The organism is Rhizobium sp. KNZ2-6A, from assembly GCF_056755475.1.
Genome location: NZ_JBNDIC010000010.1, coordinates 123,844 through 145,771, shown reverse-complemented (window position 1 = coordinate 145,771; position 21,928 = coordinate 123,844). Strand labels below are relative to the sequence as shown.

Below are 21,928 nucleotides of genomic sequence, written 5' to 3'. Positions count from 1 at the left end.
TTTGCCGAACCCTTTCGGTCCAAAAGTGTTACCTATGTCTCAGGAATAAACCGTAACCTATGTGTCCAGAACGGACCCAAAGTCCGCTGGTGAGAGCGATGGGATTCGAACCCATGACCTACTGATTAAAAGTCAGTTGCTCTACCGACTGAGCTACGCTCTCCCTCTCCGCAGGCAGATACCACCTCGGCTGGAAGTGCGCGGAACATATGCAGACGCCTTATTGCGGTCAACCCATAAAATAGAAGTTGTTATGCCCGGAAGATGCTTTTCCTCGTCTCTATGTGACGAAATGGGACGGCGAGCCGGAAAAATCCTCTCTTGTGAGATTGCATAACGCACAGGTTGTTGATCTCGTTCGTATCGAAATGCCTGGTGAAGCCCATCTATCGGGTAGTAAGGAGGATTTCGATCCTCCTCTCGTCAAATCCGCCCAGCTTGCCGACCTGTGCGATTTTCTCCTGCCGAAATTCAGCTCCGGCGAAGCCTTGCTGGCGAATTACATCTATCAGCTGAAGGGAAGGGATTACTCGCTTTCGGTCGACAGCCGCGACTGCTCACGAGGCTTGGATAGGCTGTCTTGCATTGAGATCAGCCCTGCAGAGTTCTTCAAGGCGGGTAAACCAGCCGGTACCTATGCGATTGCCGCGAGCGCTACGATCGCAACCGCCGTCAGGCCGCCGAAGATCGGCAGCAATATCAGCATGACAAGCCGAGCGAACTTCTTTCTTTCGATCGCTGTCATGATCAGGTTCCTCACCTAACAGTGACGTTTAAACGCGGGAATTCATGAATCGTTTCGTATCGACTGTCGTATTCTTATATTAAATGTCGCTAAAAGTATGGCGTTTTATTGTTTCGGCGTCCTTAGAGCCGCGCCGACTGCGGATTTAAACAATCGCCGGATTACGATACCCACCGCCTTCCTGGAACGGAATCGAATCGACCGAGTTTCCCTTCCGACAAAGAGGAGACGTATCTTGGCAAACGATCGGTCGCATGATCCGCGGGACGGAAACGAAGATAAGCAGGCGCTGGCGAAGATTCAGCACAGCAAGGCACACGGTCCAGCTCGAGCAGCGAAGGATAAGGACAATGCCGAGCTCGTTGCCGATCCTCGCAACAGACTCGCCGACGGCAAGGTCGATCCGGCGACGAGGGAACTCAAGCCGAAGAAGGAGTGAGCCATGGCGGTTCACGGCCCGGTCGCATTCGGTTGGCCGCGGCACCTCCGCAGCCATCTCGTCCTCTGCCGATCACGAATATAGCGGCTGCGCTGATGACGCCGTGGCATCATTGTCGTCCAAGACGAGAGCCGTGATTGCAAGGAGAACATAATCCCGCTTCCAACCCGATTTCGCCGCGGCGGTCACCAAGCTTTCGAGGGAGGGTTCAAGAGCAAAACGACAGGCCGCAAGATAGCTGGCATGCGGCATGGCTTCAGAAGGGGGAGAGTTTAACGCTGGTTTCAATTTCCTGCTCCGTCCATTGATTCGACCGGACAGGAATGAGCTGTAATTTCAGCGGGTTTCTGTTGTTTGTCTCGTCTGTTGCAAAATATTGCTGCCGTATAGCGATCAGAGGTGCGGTCGTCCTATACCGGATCTGCCCGGCTTATGGGGGAAACCCCTCGCAACGATCAACTCTACCGACATTTCAGCGGCAAAGCTGATCGCTGCGTGAGACGTATCTGGACTTAGACCTTGCCGCCATTCTTCTTGCAGTCGCTGCGGAATTTGGCGCGCGCCTTTCCATGCAGCCCCTTGGCATCGGCCTGGGTCGAACATGCCTTGGACACGGCAGTCTGGGCCGGCTTCATTGCTTTCGGCTTGGTCGGGGTGGTCGTCGAAGGTGTCGACATCGTTGCGCTGGGGGTTGTTGTCGTGGTGCTCGGGGTGGTCGCGGTTTGAGCCATGGCACTGACGCTGAAGAGCGCGACAAAAGCTGTAGTCGTGAACATGGTAGCAATACGCATGGGGCTTTCCTCCGTTAAATAGCTGAGATGGAATATGCGTTGTTCTACGAACCAAGGCAGCTTGGACCCCGAATTGGGCGAAAAGTGAATTCTTTCATCCGCTTCTCCTGCGGCGTTTGGTCGCGGCTGTGGAAACGGATTTCCAGCGCATGGCAGGCTCCGTAACCGCTTATGTCCAAGGCTTTGCCAGCACGACACCCGAAAAGGTGATTGGCTTTCGCATCCCCGCAACGTTAGGAAGGGATCGAAATGACATAGCCGGAGTCCATCGTGTCGCTCGCCGATATCTCGCTTCTGAGTGCATTGCTCGCCGGAGCGCTTTCGTTTCTTTCGCCCTGCGTGCTGCCGCTCGTGCCGCCTTATCTCTGCTATATGGCGGGAATTTCGGTCGAGCAGTTTCGCGGCGGCGGTGCAGCTGTGGCGGAGAGCCCCAGCGTTCGCGGCAATGTGCTGATGTCGGCACTCTTTTTTACTTTGGGATTTGCCACGGTATTCGTTGCGCTCGGCGCCGGCGCGTCCTCCATCGGCATGCTCTTGCGTCAGCACCTCGATATTCTTGCCAAAATCGGCGGCCTCATCATCGTCATCATGGGGCTGAATTTCCTCGGCGTCTTCCGCATCGGCCTTCTGGCCCGGGAGGCCCGCTTCCAGAGCGGCGGGAAGCCGGCGACGTTGACGGGCGCCTATATCATGGGCCTTGCCTTCGCCTTCGGCTGGACACCCTGCATCGGCCCGGTTCTTGGCGCTATCCTCGGCATCGCGGCATCACGCGAAACGGTCGGCGCCGGCGCCGGCCTGCTTGCCGTCTATTCGCTCGGCCTTGCCATTCCCTTCTGGATCGCCGCCGGCTTTTCCGGCGCCTTTATGAGCTTTCTCTCCCGTTTCCGCCGCCATCTCGGCACGGTCGAGAAGGTCATGGGCGGGCTTCTGGTGCTCACCGGTCTCGCCTTCATCTTCGGCTATGTCAGCGATATGGCGATCTGGTTTCAGCAGACCTTTCCAATCCTGATGAAAATCGGCTAAGCCGGACGGCATCCTTCGCTCTTATTTTCCTCGGCAAATGGAACATGCCCAATGGCTGACCCCCATGGCTGATATTGCCGGTCTGCTGCTGCCATTCTTCGGCCTGATCCTCATCGGTTATGTCGCCGCACGCATTACCAAGCAGCCGGCGGAGGCACTCGGCTGGCTGAATACCTTCATCATCTATGCCGCATTGCCGGCGCTGTTCTTCAAGCTCGTGTCCCAGACGCCGATCGAACAGCTGACGCGGATCGACTTCATCGCCGCCGATATCGCCGCGACCTATTCGATTTTCCTGCTGCTGTTTCTGGTCGGCCGCTTCCTGCGCCGCAATTCGCTGGCCGACAGCACGATCCAGGCGTTTGCAGGCGCCTATGGCAATATCGGCTATATGGGGCCGGGGCTTGCGCTATTGGCGCTGGGCGAAAGGGCGGCCGTTCCCGTTGCATTGATCGTTTGTTTCGAAAATGCGCTGCATTTCATCGTTGCCCCCGCCTTGATGGCGCTGGAAGGTGGCGACAAGCGCTCGCCATGGCGGCTTGCTGTGGATATCGCCGGCAAGGTGCTGCTGCACCCCTTCATCCTGTCGACCGCGCTGGGCTTCGTCGTGGCCGCGCTTTCGCTCAATCAGCCCGTCGCCTTCGAGCGATTTGTCAATTATCTCGCGCAAGCGGCTGCACCTTGTGCGCTATTTGCCATGGGGGTGACGCTTGCATTGCGTCCGCTGAAACGGATTCCAGTCGAGATCGGCTACATCGTGCCGGTAAAGCTCATCCTGCATCCGCTTGTCGTCTATATCGCTCTGCAAGCAGCAGTCGGCGGCTTCGATCCCATTTGGATCGAGGCGGCCGTCTTGCTGGCGGCGCTGCCGACGGCGACGAATGTCTTCGTCATCGGCCAGCAATACGGCGTCTGGCAGGAGCGGGCATCCGCCACCATCCTGATCACCACGGCCTGTTCCGTGGTGACGGTTTCGCTGGTGCTTTACCTGATAAAGTCGGGCGCCTTACCGGCGCAGCTTTTCCCGTAACATCGACGGAAAATTGCGCAGGCTGCCGCCGGGCTCGATACCCTCGCACATCACGATATTGCGAAGCGGAGCAATGGCGGACAGCACGTGCAGCCCCGCGGCGCGCAGCATCTGCACGGGCAGGAAATCCGACAGAAGCGAGCGGTTGAGGAGATCGACGCTGGCTGTCCGGCTGACGATGTCTGCGCGTCTCTTGCGGTCGAAACTATCGCCCGATGTCGCCGGGATTGGCTGATCCGCGGGCGAGCAGAGAATGTCCGACAGCGCCAAAATATCGCGAAGGCTGAGATTGAGCCCCTGCGCGCCGATCGGCGGGAAGACATGCGCGGCTTCGCCGATCAGCGCGGCGCGGCCCTTGCCGAAGCGATAGGCGGTCATGCCGGAAAGCGGCCAGACCTGCACATTGTCTTCGACCGTCACCTGGCCGAGCATCGATTGCATCCGCTCCTCGACCAATCGGCCAAGTTCCTCGAGCGACTTTTCGGCATTGGCGGCCGCTTCGGCCGGCTTTTGCACCCAGACAAGGCTGGAGCGCCTGTCGGACAGGGGCACCTGCGTAAAGGGGCCGCTTTCCGTGTGAAATTCCGTGGAGATATTCTGATGCGCCAGGCTATGCGAAAAATTCAGCACCATGGCCGATTGCGGATAGGACCAGCCCTTGACCTTGATCCCCAAGGTCTCGCGCACCATCGACTTGCGGCCATCGGCGCCGACGACGAAGGCAGCTTCGATCGAATCACCATTATCAAGGGCGACCGTGACGCCATCATCGCGGAAGCTGATCTCCGAAGCAGTGGCTTCGATGCGGCTGATATTGCCTTCCGCTTCGATGGCTTCGCTGAGATTGTCGAGCAAGATGGCATTCGGAATATTATAGCCGAAGGCGTCCAGTCCGATCTCGGACGATCGGAACGAGACGGTGGGAGCGCGCAGCAGCCGCGAAGTGCCGTCGATGATGCGCATCGTGGTCAGCGGCGCGGCCGAAGGCGCGATCCGTTCCCATAGCGTCAGGCGCTCGAGAAAGCGGATCGATTGATCCATCAACGCCGTCGTCCGCTTGTCGGCCTTGTTGTGGGGCGCGGCGACGAGGGCGACGGATCTTCCGCCGCGCGCGAGCGCGAATGCCGTGATCATGCCGGCCAGACCACCGCCGATAACGGCCACTTCAATCTGCTTCATATCGATGCCTCAATTACCTCTTGTACTGAAAATAAGCGTTTAGCCTGTTGAAATCCATGGGATGAAACATCGCAACGGGTGAAAATGACAACAAGTCGCGCTAGCGTGCCGGGATCGACGCTTTTGTGCTGGCGGTGCAAACCAAAGGATGCATATTAGCGAAAAAAACCGCCTGCCGGGGCAGGCGCATAAGCAGGCGAGTCACGGGGCGGATGAAAATCTTCAAATACAAGCGGGTGCCTTACGCGGAGATGCGTGCTTTCTCCGTTCATATACTGACGGCATCCGGATCGTTTCTCGCCTTTCTCGGCGTCGTCGCAGCGTCCGAGCATCGTTTCGTCGACATGTTCTGGTGGCTTGGCCTGGCGCTGCTGGTCGACGGTATCGATGGACCGATCGCCCGCAAGGTTCGCGTCAAGGAAGTCCTTCCCAATTGGTCCGGCGATACGCTCGACAATATCATCGACTACGTGACCTATGTGCTCCTGCCGGCCTTCGCGCTCTATGAAAGCGGCATGATCGGCGAGCCATGGTCGTTCGTCGCGGCCGGCATGATCGTCGTTTCCAGTGCCATCTATTATGCGGATACCGGCATGAAGACGGATGAATATTTCTTCTCCGGTTTCCCGGTCGTCTGGAACATGGTGATCTTCACGCTCTTCGTCATCGATGCCAGTGCGACGACGGCCATGATCTTGGTCGGCGTTTCCGTCGTCTTGACCTTCCTACCGATCAATTTCCTGCATCCCGTGCGCGTCAAGCGGTTGCGGCCGCTGAACCTCGGCATATTTCTTTTCTGGTCGGCACTCGGCGTCTATTCGCTGCTGATGCACTTCGTCATGCCGCAATGGGCCGTTTTTCTCTTTATCATCAGCGGTATCTATCTCTATTGTATCGGAGCCGCGTTGCAGTTTTTCCCGTCCCTTGGACGTCAATGAGGATTGCGCATCATGAAGAAGACCAAGGTCGTCCGCATCCATGAAAATGGCGGTCCTGATGTCATGAAGCTGGAGGAGGTGGATCTGCCGCCTCCCGGTGCGGGTGAGGTGCAGATCCGCCATGCCGCGAGCGGCCTGAACTTTATCGATGTCTATTTCCGATCCGGTCTCTACAAGGCGCCTCAGTTTCCGCTGCCTCTCGGCAAGGAGGCCGCGGGCACGATCACCGAGGTCGGGCCTGGCGTGACCGATTTTGCCGTAGGCGACCGCGTCGCCTATGTCGGCAGCGACGGCGCCTATAGCATCGAGCGCAATATCGAGGCGCGCCATCTGGTGAAGGTGCCTGACGATATCCCGCTCGAAACCGCCGCATCGATGATGCTGAAGGGTATGACGGCCGAATATCTGCTGAACCGCACCTTCAAGGTCGGGCCGGGAACGACTTTGCTGTTTCACGCCGCCGCCGGCGGCGTCGGCTTGATTGCCGGCCAATGGGCCAAGGCTCTCGGAGCTGGCACCGTCATCGGCACGGCTGGTTCCGCGGAAAAGGTCGAACTGGCATTGGCGCATGGCTATGACCACGTCATCGACTACAGCCGGGAGAATTTCGCCGACCGCGTCCGGGAGATTACCGGCGGCAAGGGTGTTGATGTCGTCTACGACTCGGTTGGCAAGGACACATTTCCGCATTCGCTCGATTGCCTGAAGCCGCGCGGCATGTGGGTCACCTTCGGTCAATCGTCCGGCCCGATCGAGAATTTCAATCTCGCCATCCTCAATCAGAAGGGCTCGCTTTTTGCCACGCGGCCGAGCCTCTTTGCCTATGTCGGCACACCCGATGAGTTGAGAGCCAGTGCGAGGGCGTTATTTGCTGTTGTGCAAAGCAGCAAAGTGCGTATCAATATTCATCAGACTTATCCGCTTGCTGATGCAGGGCGCGCGCACGCGGATTTGGAAGCCAGGAAAACGAGTGGAACTACACTACTGATCCCGTAGATCCGTAAAGGACAGGTCGGTGGGAAGGAAATGAGGGGAACGTGTCGTCATCTGATGCGCCGGCAAGCGGTGCGCTATTGTCGGTTCGCAAACTGACGAAACTGTTCGGCAGTTTTGCGGCTTGCAACGAAATCGATCTTGAAATCCAGCCAGGGGAAATTCACGCTCTCCTCGGTGAGAATGGCGCAGGTAAATCCACACTCGTAAAGATGCTGTTCGGCGTGCTCGAGCCGTCGCATGGGCAGATCGTATGGCAGGGACAGCCTGTTTCGGTCGACGCGCCCGGCACGGCGCGCAAGCTCGGTATCGGCATGGTGTTCCAGCATTTTTCCCTGTTCGAGGCGCTGACCGTCGCGGAAAATATCGCGCTCTCGCTCGACAGCAATATCCCGCTCGCAAAAATTTCCGAGGAAGCCGCAAGGCTCTCGCGCGCCTATGGCCTGCCGCTCGATCCGAATGCGCATGTCGCCGATCTCTCCGTTGGCGAACGCCAGCGTATCGAGATTGTTCGCGCACTTCTGCAGAACCCCAAGCTGATCATTCTCGACGAGCCGACCTCCGTTTTGACTCCGCAGGAGGCCGATCGCCTGTTCGAGACGCTGTTCCAGCTGAGAGACGAGGGACGCTCGGTGCTCTACATCAGCCATCGGCTGGAGGAAGTGCAGCGCATCTGTTCGCGCGCCACCGTGCTGCGCCATGGCAAGGTTACGGGCGCTTGTGATCCCAGGCAGGAAACGACCGGTTCGCTTGCCCGCATGATGGTCGGCAGCGATGTCGCAAGCGTGCATCATGAAGGCCTGGACAAGAAGGGAGATATCCTCTTGGAAGTCGCGGGCCTTTCGGCGCCGGCGCGAACCCCGTTCGCCATGTCGCTGAAGGATGTTTCCCTGCGCGTGCGCGCCGGCGAAGTTCTGGCCATTGCCGGGGTCGCCGGAAATGGCCAGGGCGAACTGTTCGATGTCATTTCCGGTGAACACACCGTTGCCTCGGATAATCTCGTCCAGTTGCGCGGCAAGGCTGTGGGAGCCAAAGGCATCAATGCGCGCCGGCTGCTGGGTGCCGGTTTCGTGCCGGAAGAGCGCCATGGCCACGCCGCCGTGTCGGCATTGAAACTCTCCGATAATCTCGTGCTCGCCCGCAATCAGTCGGATCGCAAGGCGTTTTTGAGCGGGCGCTTCCTCAACATCATCAGACACGGGGCGGTCAAGCAGGCAACGAAGCGGATCTGCGAAGCGATGGACGTGCGCAAGAGCGGCGAGGACCCGGCCGCAGGCGCGCTCTCCGGCGGCAATCTGCAGAAGTTCATCGTCGGCCGCGAGCTGGATCGTCAGCCGAGCGTGCTCGTCGTCAATCAGCCGACCTGGGGCGTGGACGCGGGCGCTGCCAGTCGCATCCGCCAGGCTCTTGTCGATCTTGCCCGCGACGGTTCGGCCGTGCTCGTCATCAGCCAGGACCTGGATGAGATTTTCGAAGTCGCGACCGATATCGCCGTCATCTCCGAAGGGCGGCTGTCGCCGTCCTATCCGGCCGGTGAGCTGACCCGCGAAAAGATCGGCCTGCTGATGGGCGGCCTGCATGAATCCAAGACGCATTCGGAGCCTGCACATGCGCATTGAACTTGAAAAGCGCCCGCAGGTCTCGAAGCTGTTCGGCTTCCTATCGCCTTTGCTTGCCCTCGTCCTGGCGCTGATCGCCGGCACTATCATGTTCGCCGTCATGGGCAAGGATCCCGTCGAGGCGCTCGATGCCTTCTTCGTCGAACCTCTGCTGGAGGTCTGGTCGCTGCATGAGCTGGCGATCAAGGCGGGGCCATTGATCCTGATCGCCGTCGGCCTTTGCCTCTGCTACCGTTCCAACAACTGGAATATCGGTGCCGAAGGCCAGTTCACCATGGGTGCGGTCACCGGATCGTTCATCCCGATCGTCTTCACCGATTGGCACTCGCCGGTGATCCTGCCTTTGATGCTGCTTGCCGGTGCCATCGGCGGCGCGCTCTATGCCGCCATTCCGGCGCTCCTGAAGGCGCATTTCAATACCAATGAGATCCTGACAAGCCTGATGCTGGTCTATATCGCGCAGCTCTTCCTGGATTGGCTGTCGCGCGGGCCATGGCGCGATCCGCAAGGTCACAATTTCCCGCAAAGCATCGATTTTCCGCCGGAGGGCGTGCTGCCGGCGATATGGGCGGATTCCGGGCGAGCGCATTGGGGCATCGTCTTTGCCGTGGTCGCGGCGATCCTTGCCTGGTTCCTGATGAAATATACGCTGAAAGGCTTTGAGATAACGGTGCTTGGCCAATCGGCGCGGGCAGGGCGCTTTGCCGGTTTCTCCTCGCGCAAAATGGTCTGGTTTGCCTTCCTCTTCTCCGGTGCCCTGGCGGGCCTTGCCGGCATATCCGAAGTGTCCGGCTCGATCGGCCATCTGCAGCCGGCTATCTCGCCGGGTTACGGTTTCACGGCCATCATCGTCGCCTTCCTTGCGCGTCTCAATCCGCTTGGAGCCATTCTGTCCGGCCTCGTGCTGGCGCTCACCTATCTCGGCGGCGAAGCCGCGCAATTATCACCCGGCATTTCCGCCAAGGCAGCCAGCGTCTTCCAGGGCCTACTGCTGTTTTTCGTGCTCTCCTGCGATACGCTGATCTACTACAAGATCCGTGTGGTCTGGTCGCGGGTTCGGGGAGGTGCGGCATGAGCGTCTTTGAAGCCATCCTTCTCACCATCATCACGGCGTCGACACCCCTCGTCATCGCCGGCCTCGGTGAGCTGGTTGTGGAACGTTCGGGCGTGCTCAATCTCGGCGCCGAAGGCATGATGATCATCGGTGCCGTCGCCGCTTTCGTTGGCGCGCAGATGAGCGGATCGCCCTATGTCGGCTTGCTGACCGGCATTGTCGCGGGCGCATTGTTTTCGTTGCTGTTCGGTTTCCTTACCCTGACGCTGGTGACGAACCAGGTTGCGACGGGCCTGGCGCTGACCATTCTCGGCCTTGGCCTTTCCGGCATGATCGGCGAGGGCTATGTCAGCGTGCCGGGCGTGCAGCTGCGCGAGATCGTCTTCCCGTTTCTATCGGATATTCCGCTGATCGGCTCGGTGCTGTTCAAGCAGGACCTCACCTTCTATCTCTCGATTGCACTGCTTATCGGCGTCAACTGGTTCCTGTTCCGCAGCCGTGCCGGCCTGAAGCTGCGCGCCGTGGGCGACAGCCATGGCTCGGCTCACGCGCTTGGCATCGACGTCATCCGCACGCGCTATCTCGCCGTCATGTTCGGCGGTGCCTGCGCCGGGCTTGCCGGCGCGCAGCTGTCGCTCGTCTACACGCCGCAATGGGTGGAGAACATGTCGGCCGGCCGTGGCTGGGTAACGCTGGCACTGGTGGTCTTCGCGTCCTGGCGGCCGGTGCGCGTCATGGCCGGCGGCTATCTTTTCGGCGCCGTGACGATCCTGCAGTTCCATGCGCAGGGTTTCGGCATCGGCATTCCCTCGCAGTTCCTGTCGATGCTGCCCTATGCATCGACTATTGTGGTTCTCGTCATCATCTCTCAAAATCGCCGCGCGACCTTGATCAACACGCCAGCGTCGCTCGGCAAGGCCTTCGTTCCGGAGCGCTGAAGACAGGAGCCGGACGGATTTCATAGTGTCAAACCAACAGGGGTAACCATGAAGAAACTAGCACTCGCCCTCGCCACGACAGCCGCTGCCATCATCGGTTTTGCGGCCGCTGCCGAAGCAGCTCCGACCAAGGTCTGCTTCGTGTATGTCGGCTCGCATACCGACGGCGGTTATTCGCAGGCGCACGATCTCGGCCGCCAGCAGGTCCAGAAGGAATTCGGCAACAAGATCGAGACGCCTTATCTTGAAAACGTGCCGGAAGGCCCGGATGCCGAGCGCGCCATCGAGCGTCTCGCCCGCTCCGGCTGCTCGCTGATCTTCTCCACCTCGTTCGGCTTCATGGACGCGACCGTCAAGGTTGCCGCCAAGTTCCCGAAGGTGAAGTTCGAGCATGCGACCGGCTTCAAGAGCGGTCCGAATCTCGCAACCTACAATTCGCGCTTCTATGAAGGCCGCTACATCCTCGGCCAGATCGCCGCCAAGACGTCGAAGAATCATGGTGCCGCCTACATCGCTTCCTTCCCGATTCCGGAAGTGGTGATGGGTATCAACTCCTTCGAACAGGGCGCCCGTTCGATCGATCCGAGCTTCAAGCTGAAGGTGGTATGGGTCAACACCTGGTTCGACCCGGGCAAGGAAGCCGATGCCGCCAAGGCGATGGTCGACCAGGGCGTCGATGTCCTGACGCAGCACACCGATACGACGGCGCCGATGCAGGTGGCTGAAGAGCGCGGCATCCATGCTTTCGGTCAGGCTTCCGACATGATCAAGGCTGGCCCGAAGGCGCAGCTGACGGCGATCATCGACACCTGGGGTAACTACTACTCCAAGCGCGTTCATGCGCTGCTCGATGGCACGTGGAAGTCCGAGCAGAGCTGGGACGGCCTGAAGGACGGCATCCTCAAGATGGGCGACTATACGAATATGCCTGACGACGTGAAGAAGATGGCTCAGGAAACCGAAGCCAAGATCAAGTCCGGCGAGCTGGCTCCCTTCACAGGTCCGATCAACAAGCAGGACGGCACGCCCTGGCTCAAGGCCGGCGAGAAGGCCGATGACGGCACGTTGCTCGGCATGAACTTCTACATCGAAGGCGTCGACGACAAGCTGCCGGCTTCGAAGTAAACGGGGTGAAATAGTTTGAGTTGAGAAGGGGCGTTTGAAATGCCCCTTTTTGTTGCACTGCATCATCGAATGCCGATTTACAAAAGTATTACTATATGATTTTTAGACCGTGGCCTGAGGAAATGGCCTTTGGGAGGAAATCATGAAGTTGAAGACTGCACTGATCAGTGCGACGATGCTCGCTGCCTGCATGTTCACGTCGGCATCGGCTAAAGACCTGGTCGTCGGATTCTCGCAAATCGGTTCGGAGTCTGGTTGGCGTGCGGCCGAAACGACGCTGACGAAGCAGGAAGCCAAGAAGCGCGGCATCGACCTGAAATTTGCTGACGCGCAGCAGAAGCAGGAAAACCAGATCAAGGCTATCCGCTCGTTCATCGCGCAGGGCGTCGATGCAATCCTGCTTGCGCCTGTCGTCGAGACCGGCTGGGATGCTGTCCTGAAGGAAGCCAAGGAAGCCAAGATCCCCGTCATCCTGCTTGACCGCACGGTCAATGCGCCGAAGGATCTTTACCTGACCGCCGTCACGTCCGACTTGGTTCATGAAGGCAAGGTTGCCGGCGACTGGCTCGTAAAGACCGTCGGCGACAAGAAGTGCAACATCGTCGAGTTGCAGGGCACCACCGGCTCTTCGCCGGCCATCGCCCGCAAGAAGGGCTTCGAAGAAGCCATCAAGGGTCATGACAACCTGAAGATCGTTCGCAGCCAGACGGGCGACTTCACTCGCGCCAAGGGCAAGGAAGTCATGGAAAGCTTCCTGAAGGCTGAGAACGGTGGCAAGAGCATCTGCGCGCTCTATGCTCATAATGACGACATGGCCGTCGGCGCCATTCAGGCGATCAAGGAAGCCGGACTGAAGCCGGGCAAGGACATTCTGACGGTTTCCATCGATTCGGTTCCGGACCTCTTCAAGGCGATGGCAGCTGGCGAGGCGAACGCTACCGTCGAACTGACGCCGAACATGTCCGGTCCCGCCTTCGATGCGCTCGACGCCTATCTGAAGAGCAAGAAGGAGCCGGCGAAGTGGATCCAGACCGAGTCCAAGCTCTACACCCAGGCCGATGATCCGCAGAAGGTCTACGAACAGAAGAAAGACCTCGGCTACTGAGACACAAGCCGATCGCACCGGCTGGCAACGCCGCCGGTGCGAATTCTTGTGCAAGATGCCGGCGCATCAACGCAGTGCGCCGGCTATCGCTTTCGCCCAATGGCTCAATGCAAGGACATCAGCACTTCATGGCTCAAGACGTCGAGCGACTTCTGACAGCGACAGGCTTTTGTAAATATTTTCCCGGTTCGACCGCTCTCGATCATGTCGATTTCACATTGATGCGCGGCGAGGTGCATGCGCTGCTCGGCGAGAATGGTGCCGGGAAATCCACACTGATCAAGTGCATGACCGGCGCCTATCGCCGCGACGGCGGCACTCTGGTTCTCGACGGCGCCGAGATCGATCCGCATGACACGCTGGCGGCGCAGAAGCTCGGCATCGGAACCGTCTATCAGGAAGTGAACCTGCTGCCCAATCTAAGCGTCGCGGAGAACCTGTTCCTCGGTCGCCAGCCGCGGCGGTTTGGCATGGTCAGCAGCCGCATCATGAACGGTATGGCGAGAGACCTGCTGTCGCAATATGGCGTGGATATCGATGTCAGCCGCCAGCTCGACCGCTTCTCCGTTGCCATACAGCAGGTGGTCGCGATTGCCCGCGCCGTCGATCTCTCCGGCAAGGTGCTGATTCTCGATGAGCCGACGGCGAGTCTCGATACGCAAGAAGTCGAGATGCTGTTCGGCATCGTCAGGCGCTTGAAGGAGCGCGGCCTGGGGATCGTCTTCATCACGCATTTTCTGGAGCAGGTCTACGAGATCTGCGATCGAATCACCGTTCTTCGCAACGGTCGTCTGGTCGGCACGCGCGAAGCGAACGGTCTGCCGCGGCAGACCTTGATCGCCATGATGCTCGGCCGCGAACTCGCCGAGACGGAAAGCGCGGCAAAACAGACCGAGACGGAAAGCGGTCCGGTCAGATATCATTTCACGAATTTCGGCAAGCGCGGCAAGATCAAGCCCTTCGACATGGATGTGCATGTCGGAGAGGTGGTCGGCATCGCCGGTCTGCTCGGCTCCGGCCGTACCGAAACCGCCGAAGTGCTTTTCGGCGTCGAGCGTGCCGACAGCGGCGAAGCGAAGATCGACGGCAATACGGTTACGCTTTCCAGCCCGCGCGCCGCGATCAAGCGCGGCTTCGGCTTCTGCCCGGAAGATCGCAAGACGGATGGCATCATCGGCGATCTTTCCATTCGGGAGAATATCATCATGGCACTGCAGGCTCGGCGCGGCTGGGCCAGACCTCTTGCACGCAGCGAGCAGAACGCCATCGCTGATCGCTACATCAAGGCGCTCGATATCCGCACGACCGATCGGGAAAAGCCCATCCGGCTTCTTTCGGGCGGCAACCAGCAAAAGGCCATCCTCGCGCGATGGCTGGCAACCAATCCGAATTTCCTGATCCTGGACGAGCCGACCCGTGGCATCGATGTCGGCGCCCATGCGGAAATCATCCGGCTGATCGAAGATCTTTGTCGGCAGGGCATGTCCCTAGTGGTTATTTCGTCTGAACTCGAGGAGCTTGTCGCCTATAGTTCACGCGTCATCGTCCTGCGCGACCGCGAACACATTGCCGAGTTGACCGGCAGCGAGATAACCGCCGGAAATATCGTCGAGGCCATTGCCACGGCTCAGAATGCAAAGGAAGACGCATGAGCTCGCAAATCAAGGCATCCTTGCTTCGGTTGCTGCCGCAGCTCATTGCGCTCGCGGTAATTCTTCTGTTGAATTTCATTATGTTCCCGCATTTTTTTCATCTTGAAATCCAAAATGGAAGACTCTACGGGAGCCTGATTGATGTGCTCAATCGCGGCGCACCGGTAGCGTTGCTGTCCATCGGCATGACGCTGGTCATCGCCACCAAGGGGATCGATCTTTCGGTTGGCGCGGTGATTGCGATATGCGGAGCCGTCGCGGCTTCGTCGATCGTTTCCGGCTATTCGCTGGCCTATACGCTTTTGCTGACCCTCGGCATCGGTCTGGCGTGCGGCTTATGGAATGGCTTCCTTGTCGCCGTGCTCGATATCCAGCCGATCATCGCGACGCTGGTGCTGATGGTGGCCGGTCGCGGCATCGCGCAATTGATCACCGAGGGGATGATCCTCACCTTCAACAATGACGGGCTGATCTTTCTCGGCAGCGGTTCCTTCGCGGCCCTCCCGATGCCCGTGGTGATCTGGTTTGTCGCCGCCGTTGTCGTGACCCTTCTTGTCCGGCGCACGGCGCTTGGGATGCTGGTCGAAGCAATCGGCATCAACCGCCGTGCGAGCACGCTCTCGGGTATACAGACTCCGGTTCTGCTCATGGCGGTTTATGCATTGAGTGGGCTTTGCGCCTCCATCGCCGGCATTGTCGTTTCGGCCGATATCAAGGGGGCCGATGCCAACAATGCCGGCCTGTGGCTTGAGCTGGACGCGATTCTCGCCGTCGTCGTCGGCGGCAATTCGCTGCTCGGCGGCCGCTTCAGCATCGTTGGTTCGCTGATCGGTGCGATGATCATTCAATCCGTCAATACAGGCATCCTGCTCTCCGGCTTTCCGCCGGAGTTCAATCTGGTGATCAAGGCGATCATCGTCATCGTCATTCTGGTCATCCAGTCCCCGGCGATGCAATCCGCCACGTCATTCTTCTGGCGCCGCCGTGGCGAGGGGCAGATGGTGCAAAAGGAGCAGGCAAAGTGAATTCGAAATACCTTCCGCTGCTTGCGACGATCGTCATCTTCATCCTGGCCTATGCCGGCTGCGTGACGCAATATCCGAATATGCTGTCGACGCGGGTGATCGGTAATCTATTGACCGACAACGCTTTTCTGGGGATCGCGGCCGTCGGCATGACATTCGTGATCATTTCCGGCGGGATTGATCTGTCCATCGGCTCGGTCATTGCCTTTACCGGCGTTTTCCTGGCGATCATCCTGCGCGACACGACGATCCATCCCTTGGTCGCTTTCGCCCTGGTTCTCGTCATCACGACGATCTTCGGGGCTGGCATGGGCGCCATCATCCATTATCTCAGCATGCCGCCCTTCATCGTGACGCTGGCCGGCATGTTCCTGGCGCGCGGCATAGCCTTCGTGCTGTCCATCGACAGCATCCCGATCGAGCATGATTTCTATTCGCAGCTGAACGATCTCTATTGGCTGATGCCCGGTGGCGGCCGGCTGACATTGATCGGCGGCCTCATGCTGCTCGTCTTTGCCGGCGGCATCCTCCTGGCTCACCGCACCCGTTTCGGCGCCAATGTCTATGCTTTGGGCGGCGGCGTGCCGACGGCGCAACTCATGGGCGTGCCCGTCGGCCGCACGACGATCCGGATCTACGCTTTGTCGGGCTTTCTCGCCGGTCTATCCGGAATCGTTTTTTCGATTTATACATCCGCTGGATATTCGCTTGCCACGGTCGGCGTTGAGCTTGACGCCATCGCTGCCGTGGTCATAGGCGGAACACTGCTGACGGGGGGAGCGGGGTTCGTCGGGGGGACGCTCATCGGAATTCTCATACAGGGCCTGATTCAGACCTACATCACCTTCGATGGAACGCTTTCCAGCTGGTGGACGAAGATATTGATCGGCTTATTGCTGTTTGCATTTATTCTGATGCAGAAAGGCCTTCTGCTGCTTTCCCGTTTCAATCGACGATACGCCTGAGGGAAGGACAGAATGCTTGCGCAGCCGATTGCTTGATACCAGAAAACCCGAGAGAAAGACGCGAACGAGCCATGCTCAGGTCGTCGACGATCTTGGCAAGGCGATCGTGTCCGGAGCCTTTCCGATCGGCACCATCCTTCCTGGCGATAGCGAGCTTCTGCAGCGATTCAAGGTATCCCGCACCGTTCTGCGCGAGAGCATGAAGACCCTCGCGGCAAAAGGCCTGGTCGTGCCGCGCGCGCGAGTCGGCACTCGGGTCACCGAGAGAATTTATTGGAACATGTTTGATAATGAAGTCCTTAACTGGCACTTCGAGAGCGGGGTCAACAAGGAGTTCCTTCTCCATCTCTATGATATAAGAATGGCATTCGAGCCCTTCGCCGCCAGCCTGGTGGCGGAGCGGGCCAGCCGCGAGGACATCGATCTCCTGCGCCGGCTCGCGGCCTCCATGGCCGCTCCGCATCATACCTCGGACAGCCTTGCCGTTGCCGACCTGCATTTCCATCTGGCAATCACCGAAGCGTCGCAGAACCCGTTCATGCGCTCGCTCGGCGGCCTCATCGAGGCGGCGTTGGTCGGCATGTTCCGCATGAGTGCGCCTCCCTCCAGCAACGGCTTCGCCAACATTGCCGATACGCATATGGCGATCGTCGATGCCATTGCGGCCCGGAACGGCCCGGCCGCACAGAAGGCCATGGAGTTTGTGATCATCGATGGGCGTCAGCACGTCCTCGAAGGTTTTGCCGCTCTTGCCCAGGCCTGACGCCTGCCTTTAATTTCGCTGTAGTTCAAAGCTCGACTAAAGCGCATCGCGATTTTTCGGATTCGCTTCTCGCGCTTTAGAGCAATTCCAGGAAAAGTGTATGTCGGTTTTCCGTCCGGAATTGCGTAAAAACAAAAGGATAGAGCGTTTTCGCGATTCGAAGAAAAGCGGAAATGCTCTAGGTCTTTTATTTTGCGCATGTCGCGCAAAACCGCTGCACACTTTTGCGCGACATGCTTTAGTTGCTATGAGAGGGACTGCGCCCGTCAGCGGGCGACGCCTGATCGTATATCTCGGAGCCCGAAATGGAACGTACCTGCCTCGCCATCATCCTCGCCGCCGGCGACAGTACCCGCATGAAATCGTCGATGTCGAAGGTTCTGCATCCGATTGCCGGTCGCCCGATGATCGCACATGTGATGGAGGCGATCGCCAAGACGGATATTTCGGCGGCGGCGCTGGTCGTCGGGCGCAATGCCGATGAGGTCAGCACGGCAGCCTCGATCGGCGGCATCACCGTCGAATCCTATTTGCAGAAGGAACGCCTCGGCACCGGTCACGCCGTGCTGGCCGCGCGCGAGGCGATCGCCAGGGGCTACGATGATATTCTTGTCGCCTACGGCGACGTGCCGCTGCTGACCGACGTGCCGCTTCGCGCCGCCCGCCAGGGGCTGGCCGAAGGCAATGACGTCGTGGTCATCGGCTTTCACACTGACAACCCGAATGCCTATGGTCGGCTGCTGGTCAAGGATGGCGAATTGATCGCGATCCGCGAAGCAAAGGATGCGACGGATGCCGAGCTGGCGGTGACCTGGTGCAATAGCGGCCTGATGGCGATCAACGGCCGCAAGGCGCTCGATCTGCTCGATCGCATCGGCAACGATAATGCCAAGGGCGAATACTACCTCACCGATCTCGTCGAGATTGCCCGGTCGCTTGGCGGCCACGCCGTGGCTGTCGATGCGCCCGAAGTCGAGATGACCGGCTGCAACAACCGCGCCGAACTCGCCTTCATCGAGCGTCTCTGGCAGGAGCGCCGCCGGCATGAGCTGATGCTGTCCGGTGTCACCATGATCGCGCCCGAGACCGTATTTTTGGCCTACGATACCGTCATCGGCCAGGACGCTTTGATCGAGCCGAACGTCGTGTTCGGCCCGGGAGCGGTCATCGAAGGCGGCGCGATCGTCCATGCCTTCTCGCATATCGAGGGCGCGCATGTCAGCGCGGGTGCTACCGTCGGGCCGTTTGCAAGGCTGCGCCCCGGTGCAGACCTCGCTCACGGCGCAAAGGTCGGCAATTTCTGCGAGGTCAAGAACGGCAAGATCGGCGAGGGTGCCAAGGTCAATCATCTGACCTATATCGGCGACGCGACGATCGGTGCTGCCAGCAATATCGGTGCGGGCACGATCACCTGCAATTATGATGGCGTGAACAAGTACGAGACCCATATCGGCGCCAACGCTTTCGTCGGTTCCAATTCCTCGCTCGTGGCACCCATCCGCATCGGCGATGGTGCTTACATCGCCTCCGGCAGCGTTATCACCGACGATGTTCCCGCCGACGCGCTGGCCTTCGGGCGTGCGCGCCAGGAGGTGAAGCCGGAGCGCGCCAAGGTCATTCGCGAACGAGCGCTTGCCATCAAGGCAGCCAAGAAGGGCGGCCACTAAACCCTTGGGCGATCCGCGTAACGGTCAGAAATCGAAAGTGACCGTTATTGCAATTGAGAAAATTGCAGGAATGATTAGGACTTGCCCTCATATCTGAGGCCAGACGGAGAGTTGTATGTGCGGCATTGTTGGGATCGTCGGAACGAAGCCTGTGGCGGACCGCTTGGTGGACGCGCTGCGGCGCCTCGAATACCGCGGCTATGATTCGGCTGGCGTCGCGACGATCCATGACGGCGTGATGGATCGCCGCCGCGCGGAAGGAAAGCTCTTCAATCTGGAGAAGCGGCTGGAGACGGATCCGCTGCCCGGCACGACAGGCATTGCCCACACACGCTGGGCAACGCACGGCGTTCCGAACGAGACCAATGCCCACCCGCATTTCGTTGAAGGCGTTGCCGTCGTCCATAACGGCATCATCGAAAACTTCTCCGAATTGCGCGAGGAGCTGAAGGCCGAAGGCAAGGTATTTGCGTCGCAGACGGACACGGAAGTCGTCGCGCACCTGCTGGCAAACCATATCCGCGAAGGTCTCGAGCCCCGCGCCGCAATGCTGAAGATGCTGAACCGCGTGACCGGTGCCTATGCATTGGCCGTAATGTTTGAGAACGATCCTGACACGTTGATGGCGGCGCGTTCCGGCCCGCCGCTTGCCGTGGGTTACGGCAAGGGCGAGATGTTCCTCGGTTCGGATGCGATTGCCCTTGCGCCCTTCACCAACGAGATCACCTATCTCGTCGATGGTGACTGCGCGATCGTCACCCATGCCGGCGCGACCATTCTCGACTTCAACGGCAATGAAGTGACGAGGCCGCGGCAGATTTCGCAGGCAACCGCCTATGTGGTCGACAAGGGCAATCATCGCCACTTCATGGAGAAGGAAATCTACGAGCAGCCGGAGGTCATCTCGCACGCGCTCAGCCAATATGTCGATTTCGCCAGCCAGCGCGTTCGTCCAAGCGCATCGGCGATCGATTTCGAGAAGGTCTCCGGCCTGGCGATATCAGCCTGCGGTACGGCTTATCTTGCCGGCTTAATCGGTAAATACTGGTTCGAGCGCTATGCGCGCCTCCCGGTCGAAATCGACGTCGCCTCCGAATTCCGCTACCGCGAAATGCCTTTGCTGCCCTCGCAGGCCGCGCTGTTCATTTCTCAGTCCGGCGAGACGGCCGACACGCTGGCCTCGCTCCGCTATTGCCGGGATCATGGCCTCAAAATCGGTGCGGTCGTCAACGTCAAGGAATCGACCATCGCGCGCGAGTCCGATGCTGTATTTCCGATCATGGCCGGCCCGGAAATCGGTGTCGCCTCGACCAAGGCCTTCACTTGCCAGCTTGCCGTTCTTGCTTCGCTGGCGATCGGAGCGGGTGTCGCCCGCGGTACCGTCAGCGCTGCGGATGAACAGGAAATGGTGCGCCATCTCGTCGAGATGCCACGCATCATGGCCAATGTCCTGAATATCATCCAGCCGCAGATGGAAAGCCTGGCGCGCGAGATCTCGAAGTTCAAGGATGTGCTCTATCTCGGTCGCGGCACCAGTTTCCCGCTCGCCATGGAAGGCGCGCTGAAGCTGAAGGAAATCTCCTACATCCATGCCGAGGGTTATGCGGCCGGCGAGCTGAAACACGGCCCGATTGCGCTGATCGACGAGAACATGCCCGTCATCGTCATCGCACCGCATGACCGCTTCTTCGACAAGACCGTTTCCAACATGCAGGAAGTGGCGGCACGTGGCGGTCGCATCATCTTCATCACGGATGAAGCGGGAGCCGCCGCCTCGACATTGCCGACGATGGCGACGATTACGCTGCCTGTTGTCGACGAGATCATCGCGCCGATCATCTTCTCGCTGCCGATTCAGCTGCTTGCCTATCATACCGCTGTCTTCATGGGGACGGATGTCGATCAGCCGCGCAACCTCGCCAAATCGGTGACGGTGGAATAGGCTTCTCCGTCGGCCATTTTTTTGCTGTCACGTCGTTGTGAGCCCGGCGTCTGTTCGGCGCGGTGGCGTGACTGGCCGGTTGTATGCTGCCCCAATTTCTGGCACTCTTTCCAAGGCGACGGTGGGGAGGATTTGCCGGTCAGCGGTAGGCGACCGAACGGAGTTTTCGAGCGGCGAATGACTGAGAAGCTCATCAAAATGTCCCTGACCACGCGGATCAGAAACAATTTCCTGGCCGGCCTGATTATCTGTGCTCCGATTGCCATCACGCTCTGGCTGACATGGTCCGTCGTGCACTGGGCCGATAGCTGGGTTCGCCCCTATATTCCCGCGCGCTACGATCCCGAGAGCTATCTCAATTTTGCCGTTCCCGGCACCGGCCTGCTGATCGCGATGATCTTCATCACGATCGTCGGTTTTCTCGCCAAGAACCTGATCGGCCAGAGCATCGTCCGTATCGGCGAGTCGATCGTCAATCGCGTCCCGCTGGTGCGGACCATCTACAAGAGCGTCAAGCAGATCTTCGAGACCGTGCTGAAGGAGCAGGGCACCTCGTTTAAGAAGGTGGGCCTCATCGAATATCCGAGCCCCGGCCTCTGGTCCATGGTGTTCATATCGACGGATGCCAAGGGCGAGATCGCCTCGAAATTCAACGCCATGGGCCAGGATATGGTCGCGGTCTTCCTGCCGCCGACACCCGTGCCCACGGCCGGCTTTCTGGTTTTCGTTCCACGCGAAAAGATCACGGTGCTCGACATGAGTCCCGAGGATGGCGCCAAGCTCCTGATATCAGGCGGCCTGGTTTCGCCCGAATATAAGGAAGAGCTGGTGGCTGCGAAGGGACTGCCCAGGCCCGTTCCGATAAAGTCCCTGACTTAGAACCATTCCCGTTCCTGTCACTGGTCGCCTGGCTTCGCGTATCGCGCGAACTGTCA

At 59.3% G+C, this 21,928-nt stretch carries 20 protein-coding genes and 1 tRNA gene; 18 read left to right on the top strand and 3 right to left on the bottom strand.

Features of this window, described 5'->3' with window-relative positions; genetic code table 11:
• Positions 1-87: 87 nt before the first annotated feature.
• A tRNA-Lys gene (locus ACPYOP_RS09795) sits at positions 88-163 on the bottom strand.
• A 160-nt stretch (positions 164-323) separates the two neighbouring features.
• Here ACPYOP_RS09795 and ACPYOP_RS09790 point away from each other — a divergent pair.
• On the top strand, positions 324-764 hold the full coding sequence (locus ACPYOP_RS09790; protein ID WP_481410194.1) for a hypothetical protein: 441 nt from the start codon (positions 324-326) through the stop codon (positions 762-764).
• 216 nt (positions 765-980) lie between these two features.
• Positions 981-1,184: a hypothetical protein gene (locus tag ACPYOP_RS09785; protein WP_481410193.1), complete on the top strand. Its 204-nt coding sequence runs from the start codon at positions 981-983 to the stop codon at positions 1,182-1,184.
• 512 nt (positions 1,185-1,696) lie between these two features.
• On the opposite strand, the gene ACPYOP_RS09780 is transcribed toward ACPYOP_RS09785, so the two are convergent.
• A complete protein-coding gene (locus tag ACPYOP_RS09780) occupies positions 1,697-1,975 on the bottom strand; it encodes a PsiF family protein (protein WP_481410192.1) in 279 nt (92 codons plus the stop codon).
• 270 nt (positions 1,976-2,245) lie between these two features.
• On the opposite strand from ACPYOP_RS09780, the gene ACPYOP_RS09775 reads away from it, so the two are divergent.
• Together ACPYOP_RS09775 and ACPYOP_RS09770 are read left to right on the top strand one after the other, a co-directional pair.
• Entirely contained in the window at positions 2,246-2,998 is a 753-nt protein-coding gene (locus ACPYOP_RS09775) for a cytochrome c biogenesis CcdA family protein (RefSeq protein ID WP_481410191.1), read from the top strand.
• Between the two features lie 64 nt (positions 2,999-3,062).
• On the top strand, positions 3,063-4,028 hold the full coding sequence (locus tag ACPYOP_RS09770; protein ID WP_481410190.1) for an AEC family transporter: 966 nt from the start codon (positions 3,063-3,065) through the stop codon (positions 4,026-4,028).
• Here the strand turns inward: ACPYOP_RS09770 and ACPYOP_RS09765 are convergent.
• Positions 4,005-5,207 carry a UbiH/UbiF family hydroxylase gene (locus tag ACPYOP_RS09765; RefSeq protein WP_481410189.1) on the bottom strand — a complete coding sequence of 401 codons (1,203 nt, stop codon included), beginning with the start codon at positions 5,205-5,207 and terminating at the stop codon, positions 4,005-4,007. The genes ACPYOP_RS09770 and ACPYOP_RS09765 overlap by 24 nt on opposite strands.
• Positions 5,208-5,419: 212 nt before the next feature.
• Between ACPYOP_RS09765 and pcsA the strand changes: the two genes are divergently transcribed.
• The 14 genes from pcsA (at position 5,420) to ACPYOP_RS09695 (ending at position 21,872) form a co-directional block, all read left to right on the top strand.
• Entirely contained in the window at positions 5,420-6,145 is a 726-nt protein-coding gene (pcsA, locus tag ACPYOP_RS09760; protein ID WP_481410188.1) for a phosphatidylcholine synthase, read from the top strand.
• A 12-nt stretch (positions 6,146-6,157) separates the two neighbouring features.
• Entirely contained in the window at positions 6,158-7,141 is a 984-nt protein-coding gene (locus ACPYOP_RS09755) for a quinone oxidoreductase family protein (protein ID WP_481410187.1), read from the top strand.
• Positions 7,142-7,182: 41 nt separating this feature from the next.
• A complete protein-coding gene (locus ACPYOP_RS09750) occupies positions 7,183-8,757 on the top strand; it encodes an ABC transporter ATP-binding protein (RefSeq protein WP_481410186.1) in 1,575 nt (524 codons plus the stop codon).
• Positions 8,747-9,832 carry an ABC transporter permease gene (locus ACPYOP_RS09745; RefSeq protein ID WP_481410185.1) on the top strand — a complete coding sequence of 362 codons (1,086 nt, stop codon included), beginning with the start codon at positions 8,747-8,749 and terminating at the stop codon, positions 9,830-9,832. The genes ACPYOP_RS09750 and ACPYOP_RS09745 overlap by 11 nt, the downstream gene beginning before the upstream one ends.
• Entirely contained in the window at positions 9,829-10,749 is a 921-nt protein-coding gene (locus tag ACPYOP_RS09740) for an ABC transporter permease (RefSeq protein ID WP_481410184.1), read from the top strand. Before ACPYOP_RS09745 ends, ACPYOP_RS09740 begins: the two co-directional genes overlap by 4 nt.
• Positions 10,750-10,797: 48 nt before the next feature.
• Positions 10,798-11,874 carry a BMP family ABC transporter substrate-binding protein gene (locus ACPYOP_RS09735; RefSeq protein WP_481410183.1) on the top strand — a complete coding sequence of 359 codons (1,077 nt, stop codon included), beginning with the start codon at positions 10,798-10,800 and terminating at the stop codon, positions 11,872-11,874.
• A 142-nt stretch (positions 11,875-12,016) separates the two neighbouring features.
• On the top strand, positions 12,017-12,979 hold the full coding sequence (gene ytfQ / locus ACPYOP_RS09730) for a galactofuranose ABC transporter, galactofuranose-binding protein YtfQ (protein ID WP_481410182.1): 963 nt from the start codon (positions 12,017-12,019) through the stop codon (positions 12,977-12,979).
• 128 nt (positions 12,980-13,107) lie between these two features.
• On the top strand, positions 13,108-14,631 hold the full coding sequence (ytfR, locus tag ACPYOP_RS09725) for a galactofuranose ABC transporter, ATP-binding protein YtfR (RefSeq protein ID WP_481410181.1): 1,524 nt from the start codon (positions 13,108-13,110) through the stop codon (positions 14,629-14,631).
• Complete coding sequence (locus tag ACPYOP_RS09720; RefSeq protein WP_481410180.1) at positions 14,628-15,656, top strand: ABC transporter permease; 1,029 nt, start codon at positions 14,628-14,630, stop codon at positions 15,654-15,656. Before ytfR ends, ACPYOP_RS09720 begins: the two co-directional genes overlap by 4 nt.
• Positions 15,653-16,621, top strand: coding sequence for a galactofuranose ABC transporter, permease protein YjfF (gene yjfF / locus ACPYOP_RS09715; RefSeq protein WP_481410179.1), 969 nt, complete (start codon positions 15,653-15,655; stop codon positions 16,619-16,621). The genes ACPYOP_RS09720 and yjfF overlap by 4 nt, the downstream gene beginning before the upstream one ends.
• Positions 16,622-16,637: 16 nt before the next feature.
• Complete coding sequence (locus tag ACPYOP_RS09710; RefSeq protein WP_481410178.1) at positions 16,638-17,384, top strand: FadR/GntR family transcriptional regulator; 747 nt, start codon at positions 16,638-16,640, stop codon at positions 17,382-17,384.
• Between the two features lie 305 nt (positions 17,385-17,689).
• On the top strand, positions 17,690-19,051 hold the full coding sequence (gene glmU, locus ACPYOP_RS09705) for a bifunctional UDP-N-acetylglucosamine diphosphorylase/glucosamine-1-phosphate N-acetyltransferase GlmU (protein WP_481410177.1): 1,362 nt from the start codon (positions 17,690-17,692) through the stop codon (positions 19,049-19,051).
• Positions 19,052-19,166: 115 nt separating this feature from the next.
• Positions 19,167-20,993 (top strand): glutamine--fructose-6-phosphate transaminase (isomerizing), encoded by a 1,827-nt coding sequence (gene glmS / locus ACPYOP_RS09700; protein ID WP_481410176.1) that lies wholly within the window; start codon positions 19,167-19,169, stop codon positions 20,991-20,993.
• Positions 20,994-21,170: 177 nt separating this feature from the next.
• The gene (locus tag ACPYOP_RS09695; protein ID WP_481410175.1) at positions 21,171-21,872 is read left to right on the top strand and encodes a DUF502 domain-containing protein; all 702 of its coding nucleotides are present in this window, start codon (positions 21,171-21,173) and stop codon (positions 21,870-21,872) included.
• Positions 21,873-21,928: the final 56 nt, after the last annotated feature.

Excerpts from the sequence above, each read along its gene's own strand:
- ACPYOP_RS09780 (WP_481410192.1), bottom strand. The coding sequence starts at position 1,975 with ATGCGTATTGCTACCATGTTCACGACTACAGCTTTTGTCGCGCTCTTC.
- ACPYOP_RS09770 (WP_481410190.1), top strand. The coding sequence starts at position 3,063 with ATGGCTGATATTGCCGGTCTGCTGCTGCCATTCTTCGGCCTGATCCTC.
- ACPYOP_RS09765 (WP_481410189.1), bottom strand. The coding sequence starts at position 5,207 with ATGAAGCAGATTGAAGTGGCCGTTATCGGCGGTGGTCTGGCCGGCATG.
- pcsA (WP_481410188.1), top strand. The coding sequence starts at position 5,420 with ATGAAAATCTTCAAATACAAGCGGGTGCCTTACGCGGAGATGCGTGCT.
- ACPYOP_RS09755 (WP_481410187.1), top strand. The coding sequence starts at position 6,158 with ATGAAGAAGACCAAGGTCGTCCGCATCCATGAAAATGGCGGTCCTGAT.
- ACPYOP_RS09745 (WP_481410185.1), top strand. The coding sequence starts at position 8,747 with ATGCGCATTGAACTTGAAAAGCGCCCGCAGGTCTCGAAGCTGTTCGGC.
- ACPYOP_RS09740 (WP_481410184.1), top strand. The coding sequence starts at position 9,829 with ATGAGCGTCTTTGAAGCCATCCTTCTCACCATCATCACGGCGTCGACA.
- ACPYOP_RS09735 (WP_481410183.1), top strand. The coding sequence starts at position 10,798 with ATGAAGAAACTAGCACTCGCCCTCGCCACGACAGCCGCTGCCATCATC.
- ytfQ (WP_481410182.1), top strand. The coding sequence starts at position 12,017 with ATGAAGTTGAAGACTGCACTGATCAGTGCGACGATGCTCGCTGCCTGC.
- ytfR (WP_481410181.1), top strand. The coding sequence starts at position 13,108 with ATGGCTCAAGACGTCGAGCGACTTCTGACAGCGACAGGCTTTTGTAAA.
- ACPYOP_RS09720 (WP_481410180.1), top strand. The coding sequence starts at position 14,628 with ATGAGCTCGCAAATCAAGGCATCCTTGCTTCGGTTGCTGCCGCAGCTC.
- glmU (WP_481410177.1), top strand. The coding sequence starts at position 17,690 with ATGGAACGTACCTGCCTCGCCATCATCCTCGCCGCCGGCGACAGTACC.
- glmS (WP_481410176.1), top strand. The coding sequence starts at position 19,167 with ATGTGCGGCATTGTTGGGATCGTCGGAACGAAGCCTGTGGCGGACCGC.
- ACPYOP_RS09695 (WP_481410175.1), top strand. The coding sequence starts at position 21,171 with ATGACTGAGAAGCTCATCAAAATGTCCCTGACCACGCGGATCAGAAAC.